Below are 24,447 nucleotides of genomic sequence, written 5' to 3' on the forward strand. Positions count from 1 at the left end.
GGCGTCACCGCGCGCGGCGCGTCCCGCGCTCACCGCCACGGCGCGCGGGCGCCGCGCTCGCGCTCAGGTCGCCTCGGCGCCGCCGCCGAGGGCGTCGCCGAGGCGCGCCAGGTTCCGCGAGAAGATCTGCACGGACGGGTGCGACGGCCCGAGCGCCTTCGTGGCGATCGCCACGGCGCGCTCGATCTGCTGCCAGGCGCCGGATAAGTCGCCGAGCGCCTGCAGCACGCGCCCGAGGTTGTTCACGATGCTCGCCACGACCGGGTGATCCGGGCCGTAGGTCGCCTGCGCGATGCCGAGCGCCCGCTCCAGCTGCTCGCGCGCCCCGGGCAGCTCGCCGAGCGCTTGCAGCACGCTGCCGAGGTTGTTGCAGCCGATCGCCACGGCCGGGTGATCCGGCCCGTAGGTCGCCTCGGCGATCCTCAGCACGCGCGCGAAGTTCGCCCGCGCGCCCTCGAGATCGCCGAGATCGCGCAGCACGCTGCCGAGGTTGTTGATGTCCCGCGCCACGTCCGGGTGATCCGGCCCGTACGTGTCCTCGACGATCGCGAGCGCCCGCTCGAAGTCGGCGCGCGCCCCGGCGAGGTCGCCGAGGTCGCGCAGCACGCGCCCGCGGTTGTTCAGCGCGAGCGCGAAGCGCGGGTGGTACTGGCCGTAGCTGTGCTCGTCGATCTTGAGCGCCTCCTCGAACTGCTCTCGCGCGCCCTTCAGGTCGCCGAGATCGTGGAGCAGCCGGCCGAGGTTCGTGCGGCCGATCGCGACGGTCGGGTGATCCGGCCCGTAGGCGCGGATGTCGATGGCGAGCGCCCGCTCGAGGTGCACGCGCGCGCCCGCGAAGTCGCCGAGGTCGCGGAAGAGCGCGCCCAGGTTGTTGAGCCGTATCGCGACGCTCGGGTCGTCGGGGCCGTACGTCGCCTCGTCGATCGCGAGCGCGCGCTCCAGGTGCTTGCGCGCGCCGGGCAGGTCGCCCTGATCCATGAGCACGCTGCCGAGGTCGTTCACGTCGCGCGCGACCTCCGGGTGGTCGGGGCCGAAGCGCGCGATGTCGATCGCGAGCGCGCGCTCGAGGTGGGCCCGCGCGCCGCCGAGGTCGCCGAGATCGTGCAGGACGCTGCCGAGGCTGCGCAGCACCGCGGCGACCTTCGGATCGTCGTGGCCGTACACCGCCTCGTGCAGCGCGAGCGCCCGCTCGAGGTACCCCTTCGCCTCCGCGAACGCCGCGCGCCCCTGCAGGTAGACGGCGAACCGCGCGAGGAGCCGCCCGCGCACCTCCTTCGCGACGTCGTACGCCTCGGCCTGGCTCGCGGCGGCGAGCGCGTGCGGCAGCCACCGGGCGCAGAACGGCCACGTCTCCACGTCGTCGCTGCTCTCGGGGAACGCGTGGTCGACGAGGCGGACCGCCGCCTCGGCCCACATCCGCCGGTCCTGGGGCGAGAGGCGATCGCGCACCACCGCCTGGACGAGCCGGTGCACCGAGAGCGCGCCCTCGTGCACGTCGATGAACGAGTAGCGGCGCAGCGCGGCGACCGCCTCGTCGAGCATCAGCGGATCGCTCAGCGCCTCCGCGAGCGCCGGCGGCAGGTGCGGCGCGGCGTCGGCGAGGCCCTCGCGCGGGATGTCGTCGGGCGCGAGGAACGCGCACAGGCTCAGGAGATCGACCGCGACGGGCGAGAAGCGCTGCGCCTCCTGGAACGCGAGGCCCCAGGTGGTGGCGACCGGCGTCGGGTAATCCATCGGCACGCCGCGGAGCAAGAGCTCGCGCTGGTGGTCGCCGAAGACCGCGTGGTAGGTCGCGATCGACGACCCCGTCTCCTTGATGGTCGCCGCCGCCTGCACCAGCGCGAGCGGCAGGTCGCCGAGCGTCTCGGCGAGCCTCTCCGCGGCGCGCTCGTCGCTCTGCCCGGTCTTCTCGAGCAGGAACTTCACCGAGTCGGCGCGATCGAGCGCCGGCACGGTGAGCGGCGTGGCGATGCCGCGGAAGCTCGGGTTGCGCGAGGTGATGAGGATGTGCCCGGTGCGCGGGTGCGGGAGGTACGGGGCGACGTCCCGCGGATCGTTCACGTTGTCGAAGACGAGGAGCCACTTGTCGTTGCGCGACAGCCACGACCGGACCGCCTCGATGGCGATCCGCTGGTCGGCCTCGTTCTGCTCCGGCAGGTCGAGCGCCGCGGCGAGGCGCGCGAAGTCCTCGGCCGTCGTCGCCGGCTCCTCGGCGCGGACCCACCAGACGACGTTGTACTGGCTCGCGTACCGGTGCGCGTACTCCGCGGCGAGCTGGGTCTTGCCGATCCCGCCGAGGCCGCTGATCGCCTGCGTGAGCGCCGCGGGCCCGCCCGTCGTGAGCGCGCTCCGCAGCTCGTCGAGGAGCCGGTCGCGCCCGGTGAAGCTCGGGTTGCGCGGCGGCAGCTTCTTGATGTGCGGCTCTGCGTCGGGCGAGCTCGACGGCCGCCGGGGGGCCGGCCGCTGCGTCGGCGGCTCCGTCTCGCGCACGGCGCTCCGTATCCCCTTCGCGATCTCGGTGAACGCCTCGCTCTGGTTGGGGTAGCTCGTCACCGGCCGCGCGCGGTTCGGCAGCGGCTGCAGCTTGCCGAGCGCCGTCTTCTCCCAGGCGCAGGGCCGGAGGATGACCGGGATGACCCGGCACTCCCCCGCCTCGTGCCGGGCGATCGCCTCCCGGAGCTCCGGGGAGAGCCACGCGTCGGTGTTGAGGAAGTCCGCGCTCACGAGCAGCAGCACGACCCGCGCTTCGCGCAGCCTCGCCGCGAACGCCTCTCTCCGCTCCCGCCCGCCGCCGAGGGCGAAGCCCTGGTATGTCCGGATGACCCCTTGCCGCTTCAGCGCGTCGAGGTGGGTCTCCAGCTTGGGCCGCAGGTCCTCGTCCCTCGGGGAGTAGGAGAAGAACAGATCGGCGGGGCTCGTCGCCAAGGCAACCATAGTTCCTCTCGCGGGCCTTAAGGTCTCACGACGGACCTGGAGCGCAACGAGAATACGCGCTCGGGAAAGGCCCAGGAAGGGACGGGTTGTGACGCTCTCGGCGGATACATGCGGGTCGAACCTCCATGGCTTCTTCGGGGGTTTGCCTTACCCAGAATCCGGCTCCGTCCTACCTTCGCGTTCCTCTTCCGTGCCGGGGAGGAACCTGCCGGAAGCCTGCACGATGCGGCGCGCCGCTTCCATCCACTGACGCCGATCGTCCCGCCGCAGCTGGTTGCGGACGACGATCTTCACGAGGCGGTGGACGCTGAGCGCGTGCGGCCGCACCTCGATGAGCGAGTGCAGCCGCAGCATCGCGATCGCGTCGTCGAGCGCGAGCGGGTCGTACTCGCTCAGCGCCCGCCGCGGGATCTGGTCCATCGGCAGGAACGAGCACAGGCTGAGGAGCTCCGCCGCGGCCTGGTGGCTGAACACGGCGGCGAGCGCGCTCTCCCACGCGGTCGCGACCGTCACCGGGAAGCTGACCGGGCGCTCCAGGAGCGCGGCCGGGCGCTGGCGGAACAGCGCGAGGTACTCGGCGAGCGGGCGCCCGGTCTCCTCGATGTACGCGCCGGCCTGCGCCAGGGCGAGCGGCAGGTCGCCGAGCTCCTCGGCGAGCGCGTCGGCCGACTCCGCGTCGGTCTCGCCGGTGCGCCGGAGCAGGAAGGCCACCGACTCGCCGCGCTCGATGCCGCGGACGGTCACCGTCGTCAGCCCGCGCCAGATCGGGTTCTGCGACGTCGCGAGGATGTGGCCGCCGTGCGAGACGCTCGGAACGTAGGGCTCGACCTCGCTCGGGTCGCGCACGCCGTCGAAGAGGAGGAGCCAGCGCCCGCGGCGCCCGAGCCGGTTGCGCACCGCCGCGGCCGCGCGCGCGGGATCCAGCTGCTCGTGATCGGGCAGCCGCATCTCCGCGGCGAGCGCCACGAAGCCGGCGTCCATCGTCGCCGGGCTCTGGCCGTCGATGAGGAAGACCGTGTCGTAAGCGCTGGCGTTGCGGTGCGCGTACTCGATCGCGAGCATGGTCTTGCCGGTGCCGCCGAGCCCGCAGAGCGGCGCCATGCCGCGCCGCGCGAGCGTGGCGCCGATCTCGGCGAGCAGATCCTCGCGCGAGGCCAGGTTCCGGCCGGTCCACGCGGGGACGCTCCAGATCCCGGGCGGCGGTGGCACCTCCGATTGGCTCACCGGCTGGGCGCCGGGGGTCGGTGAGCCTACGGGGGGTTTTGGGTGAGCTGCTCGACCTGCTTTCGGATGCCCTTGGCGATGTCGGTGAACGCCTCGCTCTGGTTGACCCAGCTCGTCACCGGGCGCCCGCCCCGCGGCAGGCTGGCCAGCCTGCCGAAGGGCGCGCCCTCCCAGTCGCAGGCGTCGAGGATGACCGGGATGACGCGCGCCTCCCCCCGCTCGTGGCGCTCGATCGCCTTCTGCATCTCGACGTCGTAACAGAAGTCCGACGCGAGGAAGTCGGCGCTGATGAGCAGGAGGATGACCTTCGCGGTCTCGAGGTGCTCGGCGAGCGCCCGGTCGCGCTCCTCGCCGGCGCCGATCTCGCCGTCGTGCCAGCCGCGGATGACGCCCTTGCGCTTGAGGATGGCGAGGTGCGTCTCGAGCTTGTCGCGCAGCTCGCGGTTGCTCTCCGAGTACGAGAAGAACACCTCGATGGGGCTCGCCGGAGGCTCGGACACCCGCTCGCGCCGCGGCGAGTCGAGCGCCCCCGGCATCGTGACCGTGTCGTCGTACGCCGCCGAGTCGGGCGGGAGGTCGTACGACGGGAAGCCGAGCGGCGACGACGACGGCGGGAGCTCGAGGTCGGGGATCGGCGGCGGGACGATCGAGCGGGAGCGGGTCGGCGCCCCGCGCGGGCGGGGCGCGCTCACGCGCTCGAGGATCGCGAGCGCCTGGTCGTGGCTGCCGTCGGAGGTGTCGTAGGGCAGGAGCGAGAACCCCATGTCGACGAGCGTCGCGCGGCGGAACGGCGTCAGGCTCGCGCTCGGGATGATGACGAAGCGGGGCGGCGGCGAGCTGCCCGAGAGCGCGTGGATGTCGGACAGCATCTCGTCGAGGTTGCCGTCGGCGCGCCCGAAGCCGATGAAGAGCACGGGGCAGTTCGAGAGCACGGCCGTGAGCGACCTGCGCACGTCCGGGTCCGCGATCGACGCGAGGAAGCGGTCGCGCGCGAACACCCAGCTGCGCGGCTCCTTCAGCGTGCCGTGCAGCTTGAGGATGAAGCGCCGCCGCCACGCGACCTCGTCGGTGACGCGCCACATGGTGTCCCACTCGGGGCCGAAGGCGCGCTCGAGCAGGTGGTTGAGGTTCGTGGTGAGCACCGCGCGCAGCCTGTCCCGCAGCGCGGCGATCGCGAGCGCGATGCGCGGCGGCTCGAGCCCCTCGTCGTCGAGCGCGTCCTCCACGAACGCGTTGAACTCCGCCGCGCCGAGCGCGTGCTCCGCCGCGCCGAGCGCCTCGCTGTAGCGCTGCGATCGCGCGAGCGACGCGACCTCGGCGGTCATCACCTCGTCGCCGACCTGCTCGCGCACCCTCTCGACGAGCAGGTCGACGAGCTGGCGCCACGTCGGCAGCCCGGCCGCGGCCGAGATGCCTCCCCCCACGAAGAGCACGAGCTCTCCGCTCTCGAACGCCTCGCGCAGCTCTTCGATCACCGCGGCGTCGAGCTCCGCGCTCACCGTGTTGCCGTTGTCCATAAGGGTTGACATCGAGCCCCTCGAGTCTATCGCTCCTCGGCGCCCGGCGCACTTTTGCGGCGCGTCGCGCGCGCTTCCGCGCGTGACGCGCGTGACGCGCGCCGCGACGCCGGGCCCCGCGGGGCGGCCGGCCCGCGCCCGCGATGTCCCAGACGACAGGGCCGCGCCGCCGCGGGCGCGGTCAGCCGCGGTCGGAACAGGCGGAAACAGTCCGCGAGCCTGGAGCATGCTACGCCTGCGACATGCGTCCGGCGGCTCTGTTCGTGCTGGCCACGCTGGCCTCGGTTTTCGCAGTCTCCATGGTCGGCGTGGCGGCTCCTGCGCCGGCGTCTCCCCAGCCGCAGCCGCCGCCTACCCGCGCGCGGCGCGCCCCGCGTCTGCCGGCGAGCGCAGAGGCCGCGCTCCCGGCGGGCGCCGGCGGCCAGGGCGCGCGCTCGCCCGCGAGCGTCGTCGCGCTGCGCGCGCCCGGCCCGCCCGCGGTCCTCGTGCGCGCGGGCAGCTTCACGATGGGCTCGAGCGAGGTCGAGATCGCGCACGCGGTGACGCTCTGCAAGCTCGAGCCGGGCGGCGATCTGTGCGTCGACGAGACCGAGGCGAGCTTCGCGAACGAGCTCGTGCCGCACGAGGTGTACCTGTCGGACTTCTGGATTGATCGCACCGAGGTCACCGTCGCCAGCTACCGCCGGTGCGTCTCGGCCGGACTCTGCACCGAGCCTCCGTATGCGTCCGGCGGGCAGCGGTTCGATCGGCCGGAGTATCCGGTGGTGCTCGTCTCGTGGGGCGACGCGCAGCGCTACTGCGCCTGGGCCGGCGGCCGCCTGCCGACCGAGGCCGAGTGGGAGCGCGCCGCGCGCGGCGCGGCCGGGCGTCGCTACCCGTGGGGCCATGTCTACAACCCGTTCCACGCGAACCACGGGAGGCTCTCGTTCGACGAGCTCGACGACGGCGACGGCTTCCTCGAGCTCGCGCCCGTCGGCTCGCTCGTCGCCGGGCGGACCCCCGACGGCATCGACGATCTCGCCGGCAACGTCGAGGAGTGGGTCGCCGACTACTACCATCCCGAATATCCAAGCGGCAGCGCGAAGGATCCGCGGGGGCCCGACATGGGGGAGGAGCGCGTGCTGCGGGGCGGCAGCTACATCCTGGGTCGACCGTGGCTGCGCGGCGCCGCGCGTGGGCACGACCTGCCGACCAGCCGCCGCGCGTGGCGCGGCTTCCGCTGCGCGCGCGACGCCTGACCGCGCGCGGCGCCCGCGGCGCCCATGCGCGCCGGCGATGCGCTCGCGCGGCGGTTGGCCGCCGCGCCGGATGGGCCCATACTGCGCCCGTGAGGATCGCGCACCTCTCTGATCTCCACCTCCTGTCCCTCGAAGGGGCCATCCCGTTCCGGCTGCTGAACAAGCGGCTCACGGGCTACATCAACCTCCGCTTCCGGCGCCGCGCCATCCACAAGCCGCACGCGGTGCACGCGGCGGCGAAGGAGATCCGGCGGCTCGGCATCGACCACGTCGTCATCACGGGCGACGTGTCGAACCTCGCGCTCGAGCGGGAGTTCGTCCTCGTCCGCAGCTTCCTGCAGCGCGATCTCGGGCTCCCTCCGGAGCGGGTGAGCATCGTCCCGGGGAACCACGACGCGTACACGAAGGGCGCGCACCGCTCGCAGCGGTTCTCCCAGTACTTCGCGCCGTACCTGCGCTCCGACCTCCCGCTCGACGACGCGGCCAAGCGCGATGACGGCGCAGGCGGCAGCGACGGCGGGGGCTCGGCGTTCCCCTTCGTCCACCTGCGCGGGCCGGTGGCGTTCATCGGCCTGTCGACCGCCTGGCCCCGTCCGCCGCTGGTCGCCTCGGGGCGGCTCGGCCCGGTGCAGCTACGCGCGCTGGAGCGCGTGCTGTCGCACCCGGAGGTGCGGCGGCGGACGCCGATCGTGCTCCAGCACCACCCCTTCCACAACCCGGCGAGCCGGGCGAAGACCTTGCTGGAGGGCCTGGGAGACGCCGCGGCCGAGGGGCGATTGCTCCGGCACGTCAGCCGCGGCCTGCTGCTGCACGGGCACCTGCACCGCCGCATTCACCGGAAGCTGCACACCGAGCGGGGTCACATCGACGCCGTCGGCGCCGCCAGCGCCTCGCTGCTTCACGAGAGCGATGAGCGGATGGCCGGGTTCAACGTCTACGAGGTCGACGACGCGGGCGCGATCAGGGGCATCACGTCCCACCGCTTCGTCCCGGGTCAAGAGGCGTTTCGCGAGGTCCCGGTCCCTGAACGCTGAGCGCACCCCGCGCTCGGCAGAACGCCCCGCGGGGCGGGGCGCTCTGCCGAGCGCCCCACCGGACACCGCGCGCAGCTCATCCGCCACGCGACGAACCCGCCGTGCGGGCGCGAGATGATCGGGCTCGGAGGGGAGTGGTTCGATCGCAGCGGGGGGCGCTGCGCTGGCAGTCCGGTGGGGCGCTGGTCAGGAGGAGATTCAGGCGGTGGCGCGGATCACGTTGACCGCCTGGAGACCTTTGGGACCTTCCTTGATCTCAAATTCAACGGTCTCGTCCTCGAACAGACGGCGGCGCCCCTCCCCGTTGATCTGCGAATAGTGAACGAAGACATCGGGGCCGGTCTCCTGCTTGATGAAGCCCCAACCCTTCTCGTCGTTGAACCACTTGACCTTGCCAACTGCCATATTTCCTCCACTTCAGAGCTCGTCGATACCCGAGGCGCGCAGGCTGGGAGTCGGGAGGAGGCCGCGGCTGCGGCTGCGGCCACGGCTCCCATGATTCCGATGCGGGCTTCGCTGCTTGCAGCAAAACCCCCCTCGTAGACAAATCCAGCTTGCGCAGGGCGGCTGCCCAGCCGCTGGTTGATGTGCATGCGCGGCGACTTCGACGATTCTCCCCGGTCCGAGCGGGCGCCAACGTAAACGGCCCGATGCGCCAAGGTCAAGCAGCGATGATGGTCCGACCCACGCTTGCGCGAGGCCGCACCGCCTCACCGGCAGTCCCTCCTTGCAGCCGCTTCCGACGAGAATGCCCCGCCGTACAGCAGATCCTGACGACGAGTACGGAAACGCGATCAATCACGGGGTTGCCTCGCGGTGCGAAGCAGGATTCGCGCGGCTGTCAAGATTTGCGCTCTTATCGAAGAGCCTTGTGCGTCGGCCCGCGCATGGCGTCGCGCCCTCGACGCGGCTCGTGAGATCGCCTCGCGCCGCTGGACGCGGCCATCGAGATGTCGCATGGCCGGCGACCGCCCGCGGACGTCGCGCCGCTGGCAGGCGTTGGCTCGGCCTGTTCGGCGACGCGCCGCCGGCGCGTCCCCCTGCGCGCGTGGCGCGGTGCGGCTCCTCAAGCGGCGCCTGCGCCGCGCCCCGCCGAGCGGCGCCTGCGCCGCGCTCCACCGAGCGGCGCCTGCGCCGCGCCCCGCCGAGCGGCGCCTGCGCCGCGCCCCGCCGAGCGGCGCCTGCGCCGCGCCCCGCTGAGCGCGGCCGGCGCGGGCGCGCGAGCCGACGCCCCGCGCGCCCGCTCGCCGCCCGGGAGCACGATCCGAAGGCATCTCGTTGACATGTCTGTTCGAGCTTGCTCGTATGGCGTGGCGAGGGCATCGGGTCTCACCTCCGCCCTGGCCCCGCGAGGCGACGAGATGTTCTCGGTGATCATCAGCGAGAAAGGGGGCGCGGAGCGCCGCGAAACCTTCGACCGGACAGAGATCAACGTCGGTCGCGTGCAGGGCAACGACCTGATGCTGCCGAAGGGCAACGTGTCGAAGCGGCACGCGCGCCTGCTCTTCCGCGACGGGCGCTTCATCGTCACCGACCTCAAGAGCACGAACGGCACGTACGTCAACGGTCGGAAAATCGCCCAGGCGACGATCGTCCGCGAGGGCGACAAGATCTACATCGGCGACTTCGTGCTGCGGATCGAGACGGCGGCGGCCGGAACGGCGCCCCCGGACAGCACGGCGCCCCCGGCGCGCGTGCCGGAGGAGACGGGCACCGGCGACCCCGCCCACCTCGCCGACCGCGCGGCGCCGCCTTCCGCCGAGAAGGGGCTGCACCGGTCGGCGCCCCTGCCGCTGATCAACGAGAAGGGCGAGCCGTCGCGCACCAGCCAGGGCGTGATCAGCCACTTCCCGCTCGAGAACGATCCGGACGAGTCGGCCGACGCCGCCGCGGCCGTCCCCGGCCCGCCGCGCATCCCCTCGCCTCGCCCGCCCATCGCGCCAGGCTCGCACGTCGGCGCGTCCGGCCCTCCGCCCCTGCCGATCCCTCCGGCGACGCCGAACGCGCCGGGCGCGCGCGACGGCCGCGCCGTGGCGCCCCCCGTCCACCCGACCACGCAGATGGCGCGCCCCTACCCGACCGCGACTCCGCTGCCGGGACCGGGCGGCGCGAACATCGCCGGGCCGGCGCAGGGCGCCGCGAACGTCGCCGTCCACCCCAGCGTGGTCCCCATCCCCAGCCGGCGCGCCATCCCGCCCGTCTCGGACCGGGTCGACCGCGGGCAAGGCGACTCGGCGCAGGCCGTGGCGCACCGCAGGGCGCTCGCGCGCCTCGTGGAGCGGCTCGCCGACCTCGTCGACCTCACGCCGCTCGACGGCGGGGCGCCGCCGGACGGCGCGCTCGCCCAGCGGATCGAGCAGGCCGTCGCCGCGGCCGCGGAGGCGATGCGCGCGACGGGCGAGCTCCCCGCCGAGGTCGACGCCGAGGCGCTCATGGCCGACGCGCACCGGGAGCTCCTCACGCTCGGCCCGCTCGATCGGCTGCTCGACGACGCCGAGGTCGGCGAGATCCAGGTGTTCCGCCACGACCACGTGATCGCGATGCACGGGCGCCGGCGCGTCATCACGGAGGTCGGGTTCAGCAGCGATCGCGCGGTCGACCGCGTCATCCGCCGGCTCTGCGCGATGGCCGGGCAGCCGCTCGAGCCGGGCGCGCGCTTCGCCGAGCGGACGCTGCCGCAGGGGCGGCGGCTCTTCGCCGTGCTCCCGCCGGCGGCGACCTCCACGCTGGTGATCCGGAAGCCGCAGCGCCCCGACGTCACGCTCGAGGACCTGGTGCGCAACGGGACGATCTCGCGGGCGATGGCCGTCCTGCTCTCCCAGTGCGTGATCGGGCGCGGCAACCTGCTCGTCACCGGGACGCGGGACGCCGGCACGGGCTGGCTGCTCGGCGCGCTCGCGGCCGCGGCGCAGCCCGACGATCGGTTCGTCGTGCTCCAGGACGAGGACGAGCTCGCCCTCGATCAGCCCAACACGCTGTCCATCGCGCTCGGCAGCACCGCGGACGAGCGGGCGCGGGCGGTGCAGGCGGCCGTGCGCCTCCGGCCGGAGCGGGTCGTGGTGAGCTCGTTCTCGGGCCACGTCGCGGCCGAGATCGTCGACGCGATCGGCGGCGGCATGGACGGCGTGCTCGCGGCCGCCCGGGCGCCCACGCTGCGCCAGGCGGTGACGCGGCTCCCCGCGGACATCGCCGCGACCCGCCCGGGGATCACGCCGGAGGCGGCGCGCGAGTGGCTGGCGTCGTCGTTCGACCTGGCGATCGAGATCGCGCTGCTCCGCGACGGCCGCCATCGCGTGCTCCGCATGGCCGAGCTCGCGGTCGAGAACGGGCAGATCGCCATCCGCGACGTCTTCACGTTCGTGGTCGAGCGGACGGCCGCCGGCGGCGCGCTGGAGGGGACGTTCCACCCTTCCGGGCTGGTGCCGGACATCGTGGAAGATCTCCAGTCCCGCGGGCTCACCGTCGACACGTCGACCTCGTTCCGGCGTAACCGCTAGTCCCGTCGGCCAGCGCGCCATCACGGGCACGGGCAATCACGGCAAGCACGGGCAAACACGGGCAGGCTGCGCAAGAAGCGCGCGAATCTCCGGCGCCAGGCGAGAACGTCTTGACGGGCGCCGGCGAGAAACGGAGGTTATGCTGTTGAACAGCCATGGCCATCCGCACCATCCTCCACTATCCCGACCCGCGCCTGCGACAGAAGGCGCAGCCGGTCGGGGACATCACCCCCGAAATCACCAAGCTTATCGACGACATGGCCGAGACCATGTACGCCGCGCCCGGCGTCGGCCTCGCGGCCACGCAGATCGGGGAGCCACACCGCATCTTCCTCGTCGACGTCGCCTCCGACAACGAGCCGAGCAACCTCCTCGTGTTCATCAACCCGGAGATCGTCCGGCAGGAGGGGCAGCAGGTCGGCCCCGAAGGCTGCCTGTCGTTCCCCGGCATCAGCGAGGACATCAAGCGCGCCGATCGCGTCAGCGTCCGCGCCCGCGGGCGCGACGGCGCGACGTTCGAGATCGCGGCCGACGGCCTGCTCGCCGTGGCCATCCAGCATGAGCTCGATCACCTCGACGGCGTGCTGATGATCGACCGGATGGGCACGCTCAAGAAGCGCATCGTCCAGCGGAAGATGCAGAAGCGCGGCGCCGAGGCGACGGGCTGAGCCGCGCCCGCGCCCCGGTCAGCTGCGCGCCGGGAAGGCCAGGGGGCCGCTGACGTACGCGTCGCGGCCGCAGAGCTCCCAGCGCGGATCGACGATCCGGGGCGCGTCCCCCGGCGTGTCCGGGCCGGCCCAGTCGACCGCGCCCGGCCGGCCGCGGGGGCCGAGCAGGATGGGCGCGACGAAGGCGTGGAGCTCGTCCGGCAGGCGCGACGCGAGCAGGCTGCCGGCGAGCTCGGCGCCGCCCTCCACGAGGATGGAGACGATCCCCTGCGAGGCGCAGAGGCGCATCGCGGCGGTCACGTCGACCCGGCCCTCCGCCGAGGTCGGCGCGCGCAGGACGACGCAGCCCGCGTCCACGAGGACCTGCTCGGCCGCCTCGGGCGCGTCGGCGCCCGTGAGCACCCACGTCGGCACCTCCCGCGCCGTCTGCGCCAGGCGCGTGTGGAGCGGCAGCCGGAGCCGCGTGTCGAAGACGAGCCGGATGGGGCTCCGCCCGCCGGGCGCGAGCCCCGCCTCGCGCAGGGTGAGACGAGGGTCGTCGGCCAGCGCGGTGCCGATGCCGATCGCCACCGCGTCGTGGCGCGAGCGGAGCTCCTGCACCTTGGCGCGCGCCTCCGGGCCGGTGACCCACTTCGAGGCCCCCGTGCGGGTCGCGATGCGGCCGTCGAGCGACAGGGCGAGCTTGAGCGCGATGTGGGGGATGCCGGTCGTGATGAACTTGGTCCAGGGCGCGATCAGCGCGCGGGCGTCGGCGGTGGCCACGCCGAGCTCGACGGCGAGCCCGGCGTCGCTGAGCCGCTGCGCGCCGCCGCCGACCACCCCCGGGTTCGGATCGGGCGCGCCGATGACGACGCGCTTGATGCCGGCGCTCAGCACCGCGTCCACGCAGGGCGGCGTGCGCCCCTCGTGGTTGCACGGCTCCAGCGTCACGTAGAGCGTCCCGCCGCGCGCCGCGTCCCCGGCCATCGCGAGCGCGAGCCCCTCGGCGTGCTCCTCGCCGGCGCGCGCGTGGTGCGCGACGGCGATGACGTCCCCCGCGGTGTTCACCACCACCGCGCCGACCGGGGGGTTCGGCGACGGCATCGCCTTGTGCGCCTCCTCGATGGCGAGGCGCATCATCGCGGCGTCGAACTCGGGATCGGGGGTGGGGAGCTTCGCAGACATCGAAGTGCCGGATCTACTAGGGCGCCTTGGCCTTCACAAGCTTGCCAAGCTCGACCATGAACTGGTCGATGTCCCGAAAGGAACGATAGACGCTGGCGAACCGGACGTAGGCGACCTCATCGAGCGCCCGCAGGTGGTTCATCACCCGCTCGCCGAGCTCGGTCGACAGGATCTCCCGCCGCTCGGATTCCTGCGCCTCGCGCTCGATCGCGTCGGCGATGGCCTCGATCTGGTCGGTGGACACGGGCCGTTTGTTGCAGGCGATGCGGAGCCCACGCACGAGCTTCTGCCGGTCGAACGTCTCCCGCCGGCCGTCCTTCTTGACGACCGTCGGCAGGATGTCCTCGACGCGCTCGTACGTCGTGAACCGGCGCTCGCACGAGGCGCACTCGCGCCGCCTTCGGATCACGTCGCCCGCGCCGCCGGCGCGGGAGTCGATGACCCGGTCCTCGAGGTGGCCGCAAAATGGGCACTTCATCGAGCCATCCGGCGCGGCGCGCGCTCAGCCGTCGAACTGGGAGAGCACGAGCGACACGTTCGTCCCGCCGAAGCCGAAGGAGTTCGACATGACGTGCTTCAGGCGGCGCTCGCGGGAGGTGAACGGCACGTAGTCCAGGGTGCACTCGGGATCCGGGTCGTCCAGGTTGAGCGTCGGCGGCACCGCGCCGTGGTGCAGCGCGAGGGCGCAGACCGCCGCCTCGACGCCGCCGGCGCCACCGAGCAGGTGGCCCATCGCCGACTTCGTCGAGCTCACCCAGAGGCGCTTCGACGCCGCGTGATCGCCGAAGAGCTTGAGGATCGCCCGGGTCTCCTCGATGTCGCCCTGGGGCGTCGAGGTGCCGTGGGCGTTGATGTAGTCGATCGCGTCCGGCGCGAGCCTGGCGTCGTCGAGCGCCATCTTCATCGCGCGCTGCGCCCCGGCGCCCTCGGGCGCCGGCTTCGTGATGTGGTACGCGTCGCACGAGGCGCCGTACCCCACGACCTCCGCGTAGATCTTCGCGCCGCGCTTCTTCGCGTGGGAGAGCGACTCGAGCAGGAGCGACCCGGCGCCCTCGGAGCAGACGAAGCCGTCGCGCCCCTTGTCCCAGGGGCGGCTCGCCCGCTGCGGCTCCTCGTTGCGCCGCGAGAGCGCGAACATCGCGCAGAACCCGCCGATGCCGAGGCCGGTGATCGTCGCCTCGGCGCCGCCCGTGAGCATGATGTGCGAGCGCCCACGGCGGATCCACTCGAACGCCTCGCCGAGCGAGTGCGCGCTCGACGAGCACGCGCTCGTGTTGCAGTAGCTCGCGCCCCGCAGGTCGAGCGCCAGCGCCACCTGTCCAGCGGCGAGGTTGGCGATGACCGTCGGGATGAAATAGGGGCTGACCTTCTGAGGGCCCTTCTCGTGCAGCGTGATCGAGTGTTGGAACAGGTACTCGAGGCCGCCGAGGCCGACGCCGATGAAGGTGCCGCACTGGTCGCGGTCCTCCTCGGTGAGCTCGATCCCCGCGTCCTTCATGCACATCTGCGAGGCGGCGATGGAGAGCTGGGCGAAGCGGCCCATCTCCTTCACCTTCTTCTTGGGGATGTACTCCTCCGGGACGAACCCCTTCACCTCGCCGGCGAAGCGCGTCGGAAAGGCGCTCGCGTCGAAGAGGGTGATGGGTCCGATACCGGACTGGCCAGCCAGCAAAGATTGCCAGGTGGCCTGCGTCCCGATGCCGTTGGGCGTAACGAGCCCGATGCCGGTGATGACAACGCGTTCCATGGCTCTTTTTGCCCTAGCGCCACCACAGAGGGGAGGACACGTGCTTCGACGAGGGGCGGACCCTTCGCCGGCTCACGCGCCATCTCACCTCCATGGTGACGCCGCGTCCGGTAGGGCGGTGGGGACGCTACTTCTTGGCATTCCTTTCGATGTAGTCGACCGCATCCTGGACGGTCCGGATCTTCTCCGTGTCCTCGTCCGGAATGTCGATCTCGAACGCCTCCTCGAACGCGAGGACAAGCTCCACCAGGCCCAGCGAATCGGCGCCCAGATCGTCGATGAAACTCGCCTCAGGCTTGATGTCCTTCTCGTCGACGTCGAGCTGTTCCTTGATGATTCGCTTTACTTCGGCCGTGATGTCGCGACCTTCAGCCATGGTATTCCTCCCGGGAAAACGGACCCCCTAGTAGCCCATCGCCATGGGCGTTGCACCATCGAATTACCTGCGACCGTCTTTTTCGTGTGCGCCTGGTTTGCCGCCGAGCGGACGCCTGGCTGGCTGCCGACATCTCCCCGACGAGCGCGCTCAGACGTACATGCCGCCGTTGACGCGCAGCGTCTCGCCCGTCACGTAGCTGGCCTCGTCGGAGCACAGGAATGTGATCGCCGCGGCGACCTCCTCCGGCCGGCCCGTACGCCCGAGCGGGACCATCTTCGTCAGGCCCTCTTTCATCTCAGCGCTGATCGTCGTCGTCATGTCGGTGTCGATGAAGCCTGGCGCCACCGCGTTGATGGTGATGCCGCGCCCAGCGTACTCGCGGGCGAGCGACTTCGTCACGCCGAGCAGGGCCGCCTTCGTCGCGGCGTACGCCGCCTGGCCCACGTTGCCCATCTCGGCCACGACGCTGGAGAGGAAGACGATGCGCCCCGTGCGCGCGCGCATCATCACCTTGGTCGCGGCCCGGGCGCACGCGATCGCGCCCTTGACGTTGACGGCGAAGAGGCGATCCAGGTCCTCCTCCTTGATCCGCAGGAGCAGCCCGTCGATCGCGATCCCCGCGTTCGCGACGAGGATGTCGAGCCGGCCGAGGCGCTTCGCCGCGTCGGCGATGGCGGCCTCGGTCGCCTGCAGGTTCGCGACGTCGAAGCCGAGCGCCTCGGCCTTGCCGCCGCGCGCGGTGATCGCCTCGACGAGCGCGCGCGCCTCGGCCTCCCCGCGCACGTAGTTGACGATCACGTGCGCCCCCTGCGCCGCCAGCGCCTCCGACGCGGCCCGCCCGATCCCCCGCGATCCACCCGTGACGATCGCAACTTTGCCCGTAAGGTCGAACATCGATGCCTATGCCTCCGAAAGGAACGCGCTCACGCGCTCAATCCCCGCCATGTCGCTCACGCTGAGCACCTTGATCTGCTTCGTGATCCGCTTCACCAGCCCGGCGAGCACCTTGCCAGGGCCGAGCTCCAGGGCGTGCGTGACGCCGTCCTCGGCCATGCGCTCGATCGTCCGCATCCACTGCACGGTGCCGTCGACCTGGCGCAGGAGGAGCGACCGCACCCGCTCCGGATCGGCGTTCGGCGCCGCGTCGACGTTCGCGATCACCGGGAAGGCGAGCGGCCTCAGCTGGGTGTGCTCGAGCTCGGGGCGCAGGCGCTCGGCCGCGGGCCGCATCAGCGCACAGTGGAAGGGGGCGCTCACCTTGAGCGGGATCGCCTTGCCGCCGCGGGCGACGGCGAGCTCGCCGGCCCGCGCCACCGCGCGGCTGTGGCCGGCGATCACGATCTGCCCCGGCCCGTTGTAGTTCGCCGGCGCGACCACCTCGCCCTGCGCCGCCTCCGCGCAGATCGCGAGCACGACGTCCTGCTCGAGCCCGATGAGCGCGGCCATGGCCCCCTCGCCCGCCGGCACGGCCTCCTGCATCGCGGCGCCGCGGATCCGGCAGAGGCGCACCGCCTCCTCGATCTCGAGCGCGCCGGCGGCGACCAGCGCGCTGTACTCGCCGAGCGAGTGGCCGGCCGCGTAGAGCGGCGGGTCGAGGTCGGGCAGGTGCTCGATGAGCGCCGCGGCCACGGCACAGCTGGTGGCGACGATGGCGGGCTGGGTGTTGCTCGTCTTCGTCAGCTCCTCCATCGGCCCCTCGAAGCAGAGCCGCGAGATCGGCTCGCCGAGCGCGGCGTCCGCGCGCGCGAACGCGCCGCGCGCCGCCGCCGAGGCCTCGGCGAGGGCCTTGCCCATCCCGACCTCCTGCGCCCCTTGCCCTGGAAACAGCCAAGCGATTTTCACGTTTGTCCTCACTTCCAAGCGGGGGACGCGGACGTCGGTCCGTCCCCGAACCACGTCACGGGGCAGGCGCGCGCGCGCCGCTCACATCCCCGCTCATGCCGGCGCGCCGGGCGAGCTCGGCCGCCCGGACGCGCAGATCTCGACCCCGACGCCGGCGCGCGCGCATGGCCCCCTCACATCCGGACGACGGATGCGCCCCAGGAGATGCCAGCGCCGAGCGCGCAGAACAGGACGTTGTGACCCGGCTTGATGCGCCCGTCGCGGACCGCCTCGTCGAGGGCGATCGGGATCGAGGCGCTCGAGGTGTTGCCGTACTCCTCGATGTTCAGGACGAACCGATCCAGCGGGAGGCTGAGCCGCGCGGCGACCTGGCTGATGATCCGCAGGTTCGCCTGGTGCGCGACGACCCAGTCGACGTCGGTGGCCGACATGCCCGCCGTTTCGAGGGCGATCAGCGAGGCGCTGGAGAGGTTCTTCACGGCGACCTTGAAGATGTCCTGCCCCACCATGTGGACCTTGTTGCGGTTCTGCTCGATGCCCTCGGCGGTGAGCGGCTCGGCCGTGCCGCCGCCCGGGATGACCAGCGAGCTGGCGAGCCCGCCGTCGCTGAAGATCCGCGTCGAGACGATGCCCCTGCCGTCGCCGGACGCCGGCCCGAGCACGACCGCCCCGGCGCCGTCGCCGAACAAGACGCACGTCGTGCGATCCTTCCAGTTCAGGATCCGCGAGAGCAGCTCGACGCCGACCACGAGGATGTTCCGGGCCACGCCGTTGGAGATGAACTGATCGGCGATGGTGAGCCCGTAGACGAAGCCCGCGCAGGCCGCCGAGATGTCGAACGAGGGGATCTCCTGGGCGCCGAGCTTCTGCTGCACGTGCACGGCGCAGGCGGGCATCGGGCTGTCGCCGCTGATCGTCCCGACGATGATCATGTCGAGGTCGGCGGCGGAGAGCCCGGCCGCTGCCAGCGCGGAGCGCCCGGCGGCGGCGGCCATGTCGCTCGTGAGCTCGCCCTCGGCGGCGATGTGGCGCCGGCGGATCCCGGTCCGCTCGCTGATCCAGCTGTCGGAGGTGTCGACGATCTTCTCGAGATCGGTGTTGTGCAGGATCCGGGCTGGCGCGTAGCTGCCCGTCCCGAGGATGCGGCTCTTCGGCCGCGCGGCGCTCATGCGAGGCCCCCTCGCATGCCCGCGTGGGTCGGCGCCGCGCCCGCGTGGTTCAGCGCCGCGCCCGGGTGCGCGGGCGCAGCGATCGCGCGCCCCGGCGTCCGCGCACCCGCCCCGGTCATGTGGCCGCGGTCGCCTTGGTCGCCTTCGCCTTGCGCCCGTTGTAGTGCCCGCAGGCGCCACAGGCGCGGTGCGGGAGCCGGGCTTCCCCGCAGTTCTCGCAAGAGACGAGCTGGACGGGGGTCACCTTGTCGTGGTTGGCGCGCCGCATGTCGCGCTTGCTGGGGGTGGTTTTCCTCTTGGGGACGGCCACGGAGCTACTCCTTCTTGGTCTTCTTCTTCGGTGTCCCGGCCTTGGCCGGGGAGGTCGAGGCAGGTTGCGCGCGCCGGTCAGAGCCGCCGGGCTTCTGTCCAAGCTTCTCTCGGAGCGCGCTGAGCGGCGCGAGCCGCGGGTCGAGGCCTGGAGCCTCGTCCTCCTCCGCCGCCCCGCCGGCGAGGGTCGAGGAGCCGCCTTCGCGGTCCTCTCGGGACGCGGCAGGACCGATACCCGGGCAAGCCTCGGAGCACAAGGGGAAGTTCGGCATCTCGAGGAGAATGGCTTCCCGGATAAACGGATCGAGCACCACCGTCTCGCCGTCGTACGTGTCGACGTCGGCCTCCTCGGCCGTGAACTCGTACTCGGGCTCCTTGGCCTTGGCCCCCGCCTTCGCCGCCCCGTTGCGGCCCCCGTCGTCCCGCCGGTGGCCGTGCCCGTGGGCCTCGGCCTTCGGCGCCGGACGCAAGAGGAGCGAGAGCTCGGCGTCGATGTCCAGCGCGGCGGGCGACAGGCACCGCGCGCACGGCGTGGCGACCGGCGCCTTGACGCGGCCGCGCACGACGATCTCGTTCCCCGTGCGGGAGAGGCGGGCGGTGAGGTGGCCGGGCGCGCGCCCGGCGACGTCGGCGTCGGCGAGCTCTGCGCTCAGCCAGTCGGCGGGCAGCGGCATGTCCAGCGAGAGGCCGGAGATGTCGATGTCATTGGCGGAGACGGCGATCTGGGACATGGGTTCCGGGCCAGTGAAAGCGGAGCGTTTAGCGCGGGGTGCGTTGGCTCGCAAGACCGAGCGCGAGCCGCCGCCTCGGCGGGGCCGCGTGGTAGCGTCGCCCCCGCATGGACCGCAGCGCCGCCACGCCCGAGATCCCCCCCGCGGGCGCCGCCGGCGAGCGACCGGAGCCTTCGGGAGGGGCCCCGCGGGCGAGCCGGCGCGCGGCGATCGCGCTCGCCCTCTACGCGCTGGTGACGCTCGTGTACGGCGCCAGCGCCTCGCGCGAGCTCTTCGCGGTCCACACGCCCTTCAACCACTACGCACTGCTGGCCGAGGCGTGGCTCGACGGCCGCCTCGACCTCGGCGGTCCGCCGCCGGCGTACGCGGGCGGCAACGACTTCGCCGTGTTCGGCGATCGCACCTACGTCAGCTTTCCCCCCTTCCCCGCCGTCCTCATCGCGCCGCTCGTGAAGCTCGCGGGCAGCGCCGAGCGCGTGCGCGACGGGCAGTTCTTCCTGGCGTTCGCCGGCGTCGGCCCGGCCGTCCTCTTCCTCGCGCTCGAGAGGCTCTCGGCGTCGCGGCGCAGCCGCCGCACGCAGGTCGAGAACGCCGCGCTCGCGCTGCTCTTCGCGTTCGGGAGCGTCTACTGGTTCAGCGCCGTGCAAGGGACGGTGTGGTTCGCGGCGCACGTCGTCGGCGTGGCGCTCGCGTGCATCTACCTGTACTGCGCGCTCGACGCCGCCCACCCGCTCGCCGCGGGCCTCGCCCTGGGCCTCGGCTTCGCGACCCGCACGCCGCTCGGCTTCGCCCTGCCGCTGTTCCTCTGCGAGGCGCTCCGCGTCGGCCGCTCGGATCCGCGCGCCCTCGCCCGCCGGCTCGCCCTGTTCGCCGCGCCGGCGGCGCTCGTCCTCGCCGCGCTGCTCTGGCACAACCACGCGCGGTTCGGCGACGCGGCAGAGTTCGGGCACCGGTACCTCCACATCGCCTGGCGCGCGCGGATCGAGAAGTGGGGGCTCTTCTCGTACCACTACCTGCCGCGCAACCTCGCGGTGGTGCTCACGAGCTTGCCGTACACCCACGCGCAGGGCGCGCCCTTCCAGATCAACGCGCACGGCCTCGCGCTCTGGGTGACGACGCCGATCTACGCGTGGGCGCTCTGGCCCCGGCGCACGCCGCCCGTGTTCTGGGCGCTCGCCGCCACGGCGGCCGCGGTCGCGCTGCCGAGCCTCTTCTACCAGAACAGCGGCTGGATCCAGTTCGGCTACCGCTTCTCCAACGACTTCGCGCCGTTCCTCTTCGCCATGATCGCCGTCGGCGGCCGCCGCTTCGGCGCGCCGTTCTACGCCCTCGGCGCGGCCGCGATCGCCGTGAACGCGTTCGGCGCGCTCACGTTCCAGCGCGCGGGCTTCGAGCGGTTCTATTTCCTCGAGCGCACCCAGCGCGTCCTCCACCAGCCGGATTGACCGCGCCGGCGCCGCCGCGGCGCCGCGCCGTTCGTCCCCGCCGCCGCGCGAGGGCCCGACGGCAGCGCGCCCCCGCGGGCGAGCGGGCGATCCGGCGGGCGGCGCACGCGGGCCTTGGGTGCAGGGCGCTCGCTGTGCTAGCCCTCGCCGCGCCATGGAAGCTCTGCTCGACCCGGCCGCCATCGGGCGCGGCCTGCGGCGCATCGCGCTCCAGATCGCCGAGCGCGGCCGCGGCGTGGACGATCTGGCGCTCATCGGGATCCGGCGGGGCGGCGAGCCGCTCGCCAAGCGGCTCGCCGCGCTGCTCCTCGAGATCGAGGGGCAGGCGCCGCCGGTCGGCGCCGTCGACATCACGCTCTACCGCGACGACGCCGCGACCGCCCTGCCGAACCCGCGCATCGGCCCCAGCCACATCACCTTCCCCGTCGACGGCCGGCGCATCGTGCTGATCGACGACGTGATCTACACCGGCCGCACCATCCGCGCGGCGCTCGACGCGGTGCTCGACTACGGGCGGCCGCAGCGGATCGAGCTCGTCGCGCTCGTCGATCGCGGCGGCCGGGAGCTGCCGATTCACCCCGACTACATCGTCCGCGCGGTCGAGCTCGCCCCCGGGCAGCGCGTCGACGTGGTGGAGCGCGCTGGCGAGCTCTGGGCTCTCGTCACCGCCGCCGGCGCCAAGATCTCGGAGCCCCCCTCTCCCCCGGAAGGAACGTAAGCGAGCGCATGAGGAGGATTTACCCGCACCGACACCTGCTCGGCATCGAGGGGCTGACGCGCCCCGAGATCGTGGCCCTCCTGGACGCCGCCGAGTCGCTCTTCGACGTCTCCCGGCGGAGCGTCCGCAAGGTGCCCACGCTCCGCGGCAAGACGGTCGTGAACCTGTTCTACGAGCCCTCGACGCGCACGCGGACGTCGTTCGAGCTCGCGGGCAAGCGGCTCAGCGCCGATGTGATCAACATCAGCGTCTCCACCTCGAGCGCCGTCAAGGGGGAGTCGCTGCTCGACACGGTGCAGAACCTCCAGGCGATGCAGCCCGACGTCCTCGTCATCCGGCACAGCGCGTCGGGCGCGCCGCACCACATCGCCGAGCGCACGCGCGCCGCGGTCGTCAACGCGGGCGACGGCACGCACGAGCACCCGACGCAGGCGCTGCTCGACGCGTTCACGATCCGCCGCGCCAAGGGGCGGCTGGAGGGGCTGGAGGTCGCCATCTGCGGCGACATCGTCCACAGCCGCGTGGCCCGCTCGAACGCGCACCTGCTCACGACGATGGGCGCGCGGGTCCGGTTCGCCGGGCCGCGCACGCTCCTGCCGGTCGCGGGCGAGTCGCTCGGCGCGACGATCTACGACCGGATCGAGCCCGCCCTCGAGGGCGCCGACGTGGTGATGATGCTGCGGGTGCAGCGCGAGCGGCTGAGCGGCAGCTTCCTGCCCAGCACGCGCGAGTACAGCCGCACCTTCGGGCTGAGCCCGGCCCGGCTCGCGCTCGCCAAGCCGGACGCGATCGTGATGCACCCGGGGCCGATGAACCGCGGCGTGGAGATCGATCCGCGCGTCGCGGACGGGCAGCAGAGCGTCATCCTCGACCAGGTCGAGGCCGGCGTCGCGGTCAGGATGGCGGTGCTCTGGGTCCTGGCCGCGGAGGCCAACGAGTTCTCCGCGACCGGCGAGCCGCGGCCCGCGGTCTGACGCCGTCCGCGCGGCCGGCGTCAGCGTCAGAGCGCGGCGAGCAGGCCGCGCGCCCGAACCATCACGAGCGGACGGGAGGGAGCGGCGCGCCGGGGGCGGACGCGCTGTCCCCTCGTGCCGTTCCCTCGTGGCCGCGCGGGCTTGCGGCGGCCCGCGGCGAACGGGGTTCCCTGCCGCGCCGCGTTTGAATACGCTGGTCCATCTTTTTGAAAGGGTGGATGCCAACCATGTTTTCGCGAGACGTCCTCAAGATCGATGCCCCGGCGGTAGCGCAAGAGATCGAGCAGGCCATCCGGGATCAGGTATTCGGTACGCTGCGGCGGCGCGGGGCCGTGGTCGGGATCTCGGGCGGGATCGACAGCTCCGTCGTCTCGACGCTGTGCGCCCGCGCGCTCGGCAAGGACAAGGTGCTCGGCATCTTCATGCCCGAGCGCGACACCTCGGACGACGCGCTCCGGCTCGGCAAGATGCTCGCCGAGCACCTCGGCATCGAGTCGGTCATCGAGAACATCAAGCCCGCGCTCACCGGCCTCCGCTGCTACGAGCGGCAGGACGAGGCGATCCGGATGGTCTACCCGGACTATACCGAGAGCTGGAAGTTCAAGATCACCCTGCCCTCGATCCTCGAGAGCGACCGGCTGAACGTCTCGCAGCTGACGGCGCAGCCGCCCGGCGAGGAGCCGCGGGTGAAGCGGATGCCGCTGAACGCGTACCTGCAGCTCGTCGCCGCGACGAACTTCAAGCAGCGCATCCGCAAGATGATGGAGTACTACCACGCGGACAGGCTCAATTACGCCGTCGCCGGCACGCCGAACCTGCTCGAGTACGATCAGGGCTTCTTCGTGAAGCAGGGCGACGGCGCCGCGGATTTCAAGCCGATCGCGCACCTGTACAAGAGCCAGGTCTACGCGCTCGCCGAGCACATCGGCGTCCCCGCCGACATCCGCAGGCGCGCGCCGACGACGGACACGTTCTCGCTGCCGCAGGGACAGGACGAGTTCTACTTCGCGCTCCCCTACGACAAGATGGACCTCTGCCTCTACGCCTACAACAACAAGGTACCGGCCGCGGAGGCGGCGCCCGCCGTCGGCATCACGCCGGCGCAGGTCGAGCGCGTGTTCAAGGACATCGAGGCGAAGCGCCGCGTGGCGCAGTACCTCCACGCGCAGCCGCAGCTCGTCCGCGGTTTGAGCCACGCCTGACGATCCGCGCCCTTCGCGCCGCGCGCCCGACGCCCACGACACACGCGCCCGACGGCGCTGCTCCGGGCGCGAAACCGACCGGAAACATGGCGGCCAGCGCGCGAGAAGCGTGCGCGAGATCAACAAGGCCAACAAGGACGTGAGCGGCAGGGCGCGCTCGCGCGAGAGCGCCCCACGACCACGACGGACTCGCGACGAGATCGCGAGTCGCGACTCTCACCTCGGCAGCGCCCATCCCGCGGCGGCCAGCGCCGGACGGCGACGGGACAGGGCCCTCGGGCGATCCGCGCGACGCGCTGGGACGCGCGCTGGGACGCGAGCTCGGCTCCTCCGAGTGTCCTCGACAGGTAAGCCTGGGGGGTGATAGACGTAGAAGTTAACTCCATGAGCACTTCCAGCATCGAATCGACGATTCGCAACTTCCTGGTCGCCTCGTTCGGATACAGGGGCGCTACCGCCGATCTGGGGGCCGAGGTCCCTTTGCTCGATCAAGGAATCCTCGACTCGACGGCCGTCCTCGAGATCGTCCAGTTCCTCGAGCAGGACCTCGGCATCCAGGTCGCCGACGAGGAGATGGTGCCGGAGAATTTCGGCTCGATCGCCCGCCTCGTGACCTACGTCAACGGGAAGAAGAGCAGCAACTAGCCCGAACACC

The 24,447-nt window shown here is 72.5% G+C and carries 22 protein-coding genes; 9 read left to right on the forward strand and 13 right to left on the reverse strand.

Annotation, left to right across the window (positions count from 1 at the left end; genetic code table 11):
- Positions 1-63 precede the first annotated feature (63 nt).
- The 3 genes from fxsT to WMF26_RS22685 form a co-directional block, all read right to left on the reverse strand.
- On the reverse strand, positions 64-2,934 hold the full coding sequence (gene fxsT / locus WMF26_RS22675; protein ID WP_061622067.1) for an FxSxx-COOH system tetratricopeptide repeat protein: 2,871 nt from the start codon (positions 2,932-2,934) through the stop codon (positions 64-66).
- 147 nt (positions 2,935-3,081) lie between these two features.
- A complete protein-coding gene (locus WMF26_RS22680) occupies positions 3,082-4,158 on the reverse strand; it encodes an ATP/GTP-binding protein (RefSeq protein WP_437339098.1) in 1,077 nt (358 codons plus the stop codon).
- A gap of 26 nt (positions 4,159-4,184) precedes the next feature.
- Entirely contained in the window at positions 4,185-5,687 is a 1,503-nt protein-coding gene (locus WMF26_RS22685) for an SIR2 family protein (protein ID WP_438002010.1), read from the reverse strand.
- A 230-nt stretch (positions 5,688-5,917) separates the two neighbouring features.
- Here WMF26_RS22685 and WMF26_RS22690 point away from each other — a divergent pair, with 230 nt between their 5' ends.
- On the forward strand, positions 5,918-6,913 hold the full coding sequence (locus tag WMF26_RS22690; protein ID WP_438002011.1) for a formylglycine-generating enzyme family protein: 996 nt from the start codon (positions 5,918-5,920) through the stop codon (positions 6,911-6,913).
- Between the two features lie 89 nt (positions 6,914-7,002).
- Entirely contained in the window at positions 7,003-7,947 is a 945-nt protein-coding gene (locus WMF26_RS22695; RefSeq protein ID WP_438002012.1) for a metallophosphoesterase family protein, read from the forward strand.
- Positions 7,948-8,145: 198 nt separating this feature from the next.
- Here WMF26_RS22695 and WMF26_RS22700 read toward each other — a convergent pair whose 3' ends face one another.
- Positions 8,146-8,352, reverse strand: a complete 207-nt coding sequence (locus WMF26_RS22700) for a cold-shock protein (RefSeq protein WP_012236438.1) — start codon at positions 8,350-8,352, stop codon at positions 8,146-8,148.
- A gap of 956 nt (positions 8,353-9,308) precedes the next feature.
- Here WMF26_RS22700 and WMF26_RS22705 point away from each other — a divergent pair.
- Together WMF26_RS22705 and def are read left to right on the forward strand one after the other, a co-directional pair.
- Complete coding sequence (locus tag WMF26_RS22705) at positions 9,309-11,444, forward strand: ATPase, T2SS/T4P/T4SS family (protein WP_438002013.1); 2,136 nt, start codon at positions 9,309-9,311, stop codon at positions 11,442-11,444.
- 155 nt (positions 11,445-11,599) lie between these two features.
- Entirely contained in the window at positions 11,600-12,112 is a 513-nt protein-coding gene (def, locus tag WMF26_RS22710) for a peptide deformylase (RefSeq protein WP_020736508.1), read from the forward strand.
- An 18-nt stretch (positions 12,113-12,130) separates the two neighbouring features.
- Here def and ribD read toward each other — a convergent pair whose 3' ends face one another.
- The 9 genes from ribD to WMF26_RS22755 form a co-directional block, all read right to left on the reverse strand.
- Positions 12,131-13,276 carry a bifunctional diaminohydroxyphosphoribosylaminopyrimidine deaminase/5-amino-6-(5-phosphoribosylamino)uracil reductase RibD gene (gene ribD / locus WMF26_RS22715; protein WP_061625366.1) on the reverse strand — a complete coding sequence of 382 codons (1,146 nt, stop codon included), beginning with the start codon at positions 13,274-13,276 and terminating at the stop codon, positions 12,131-12,133.
- A 16-nt stretch (positions 13,277-13,292) separates the two neighbouring features.
- Positions 13,293-13,754, reverse strand: coding sequence for a transcriptional regulator NrdR (nrdR, locus tag WMF26_RS22720; protein ID WP_061625365.1), 462 nt, complete (start codon positions 13,752-13,754; stop codon positions 13,293-13,295).
- A 24-nt stretch (positions 13,755-13,778) separates the two neighbouring features.
- Positions 13,779-15,023 (reverse strand): beta-ketoacyl-ACP synthase II, encoded by a 1,245-nt coding sequence (gene fabF / locus WMF26_RS22725; protein WP_438002014.1) that lies wholly within the window; start codon positions 15,021-15,023, stop codon positions 13,779-13,781.
- Between the two features lie 127 nt (positions 15,024-15,150).
- Positions 15,151-15,399 (reverse strand): acyl carrier protein, encoded by a 249-nt coding sequence (gene acpP / locus WMF26_RS22730; protein WP_020736512.1) that lies wholly within the window; start codon positions 15,397-15,399, stop codon positions 15,151-15,153.
- A 150-nt stretch (positions 15,400-15,549) separates the two neighbouring features.
- Complete coding sequence (gene fabG / locus WMF26_RS22735) at positions 15,550-16,296, reverse strand: 3-oxoacyl-ACP reductase FabG (RefSeq protein WP_437563915.1); 747 nt, start codon at positions 16,294-16,296, stop codon at positions 15,550-15,552.
- 6 nt (positions 16,297-16,302) lie between these two features.
- Entirely contained in the window at positions 16,303-17,244 is a 942-nt protein-coding gene (fabD, locus tag WMF26_RS22740; RefSeq protein WP_438002015.1) for an ACP S-malonyltransferase, read from the reverse strand.
- 173 nt (positions 17,245-17,417) lie between these two features.
- Entirely contained in the window at positions 17,418-18,413 is a 996-nt protein-coding gene (locus WMF26_RS22745) for a beta-ketoacyl-ACP synthase III (protein WP_438002016.1), read from the reverse strand.
- Between the two features lie 115 nt (positions 18,414-18,528).
- Positions 18,529-18,723 carry a 50S ribosomal protein L32 gene (rpmF, locus tag WMF26_RS22750; RefSeq protein ID WP_020736516.1) on the reverse strand — a complete coding sequence of 65 codons (195 nt, stop codon included), beginning with the start codon at positions 18,721-18,723 and terminating at the stop codon, positions 18,529-18,531.
- 4 nt (positions 18,724-18,727) lie between these two features.
- Positions 18,728-19,453: a YceD family protein gene (locus WMF26_RS22755; protein WP_061625360.1), complete on the reverse strand. Its 726-nt coding sequence runs from the start codon at positions 19,451-19,453 to the stop codon at positions 18,728-18,730.
- A gap of 107 nt (positions 19,454-19,560) precedes the next feature.
- Here WMF26_RS22755 and WMF26_RS22760 point away from each other — a divergent pair, with 107 nt between their 5' ends.
- The 5 genes from WMF26_RS22760 (at position 19,561) to WMF26_RS22780 (ending at position 24,437) form a co-directional block, all read left to right on the forward strand.
- The gene (locus WMF26_RS22760; RefSeq protein ID WP_438002017.1) at positions 19,561-20,898 is read left to right on the forward strand and encodes a hypothetical protein; all 1,338 of its coding nucleotides are present in this window, start codon (positions 19,561-19,563) and stop codon (positions 20,896-20,898) included.
- A 154-nt stretch (positions 20,899-21,052) separates the two neighbouring features.
- The gene (pyrR, locus tag WMF26_RS22765; RefSeq protein WP_020736519.1) at positions 21,053-21,616 is read left to right on the forward strand and encodes a bifunctional pyr operon transcriptional regulator/uracil phosphoribosyltransferase PyrR; all 564 of its coding nucleotides are present in this window, start codon (positions 21,053-21,055) and stop codon (positions 21,614-21,616) included.
- Positions 21,617-21,624: 8 nt separating this feature from the next.
- Positions 21,625-22,590, forward strand: coding sequence for an aspartate carbamoyltransferase catalytic subunit (locus WMF26_RS22770; RefSeq protein ID WP_061625357.1), 966 nt, complete (start codon positions 21,625-21,627; stop codon positions 22,588-22,590).
- 227 nt (positions 22,591-22,817) lie between these two features.
- On the forward strand, positions 22,818-23,792 hold the full coding sequence (gene nadE, locus WMF26_RS22775; protein ID WP_438002018.1) for an NAD(+) synthase: 975 nt from the start codon (positions 22,818-22,820) through the stop codon (positions 23,790-23,792).
- Between the two features lie 384 nt (positions 23,793-24,176).
- The gene (locus tag WMF26_RS22780) at positions 24,177-24,437 is read left to right on the forward strand and encodes an acyl carrier protein (protein ID WP_061625355.1); all 261 of its coding nucleotides are present in this window, start codon (positions 24,177-24,179) and stop codon (positions 24,435-24,437) included.
- The last annotated feature ends 10 nt before the right edge of the window (positions 24,438-24,447 follow it).

Origin of the sequence: Sorangium sp. So ce185, assembly GCF_051526825.1 — a bacterium.
In the GTDB taxonomy this organism is placed as follows: domain Bacteria; phylum Myxococcota_A; class Polyangia; order Polyangiales; family Polyangiaceae; genus Sorangium; species Sorangium cellulosum_D.

Coding starts and splice junctions, on each gene's coding strand:
- WMF26_RS22760 (WP_438002017.1), top strand. CDS start 19,561: ATGGACCGCAGCGCCGCCACGCCCGAGATCCCCCCCGCGGGCGCCGCC.
- WMF26_RS22705 (WP_438002013.1), top strand. CDS start 9,309: ATGTTCTCGGTGATCATCAGCGAGAAAGGGGGCGCGGAGCGCCGCGAA.
- fxsT (WP_061622067.1), bottom strand. CDS start 2,934: ATGGTTGCCTTGGCGACGAGCCCCGCCGATCTGTTCTTCTCCTACTCC.
- pyrR (WP_020736519.1), top strand. CDS start 21,053: ATGGAAGCTCTGCTCGACCCGGCCGCCATCGGGCGCGGCCTGCGGCGC.
- WMF26_RS22780 (WP_061625355.1), top strand. CDS start 24,177: ATGAGCACTTCCAGCATCGAATCGACGATTCGCAACTTCCTGGTCGCC.
- nrdR (WP_061625365.1), bottom strand. CDS start 13,754: ATGAAGTGCCCATTTTGCGGCCACCTCGAGGACCGGGTCATCGACTCC.
- WMF26_RS22770 (WP_061625357.1), top strand. CDS start 21,625: ATGAGGAGGATTTACCCGCACCGACACCTGCTCGGCATCGAGGGGCTG.
- WMF26_RS22685 (WP_438002010.1), bottom strand. CDS start 5,687: ATGTCAACCCTTATGGACAACGGCAACACGGTGAGCGCGGAGCTCGAC.
- WMF26_RS22745 (WP_438002016.1), bottom strand. CDS start 18,413: ATGAGCGCCGCGCGGCCGAAGAGCCGCATCCTCGGGACGGGCAGCTAC.
- WMF26_RS22700 (WP_012236438.1), bottom strand. CDS start 8,352: ATGGCAGTTGGCAAGGTCAAGTGGTTCAACGACGAGAAGGGTTGGGGC.
- acpP (WP_020736512.1), bottom strand. CDS start 15,399: ATGGCTGAAGGTCGCGACATCACGGCCGAAGTAAAGCGAATCATCAAG.
- fabG (WP_437563915.1), bottom strand. CDS start 16,296: ATGTTCGACCTTACGGGCAAAGTTGCGATCGTCACGGGTGGATCGCGG.
- nadE (WP_438002018.1), top strand. CDS start 22,818: ATGTTTTCGCGAGACGTCCTCAAGATCGATGCCCCGGCGGTAGCGCAA.
- WMF26_RS22690 (WP_438002011.1), top strand. CDS start 5,918: ATGCGTCCGGCGGCTCTGTTCGTGCTGGCCACGCTGGCCTCGGTTTTC.
- ribD (WP_061625366.1), bottom strand. CDS start 13,276: ATGTCTGCGAAGCTCCCCACCCCCGATCCCGAGTTCGACGCCGCGATG.
- fabF (WP_438002014.1), bottom strand. CDS start 15,023: ATGGAACGCGTTGTCATCACCGGCATCGGGCTCGTTACGCCCAACGGC.
- WMF26_RS22755 (WP_061625360.1), bottom strand. CDS start 19,453: ATGTCCCAGATCGCCGTCTCCGCCAATGACATCGACATCTCCGGCCTC.
- def (WP_020736508.1), top strand. CDS start 11,600: ATGGCCATCCGCACCATCCTCCACTATCCCGACCCGCGCCTGCGACAG.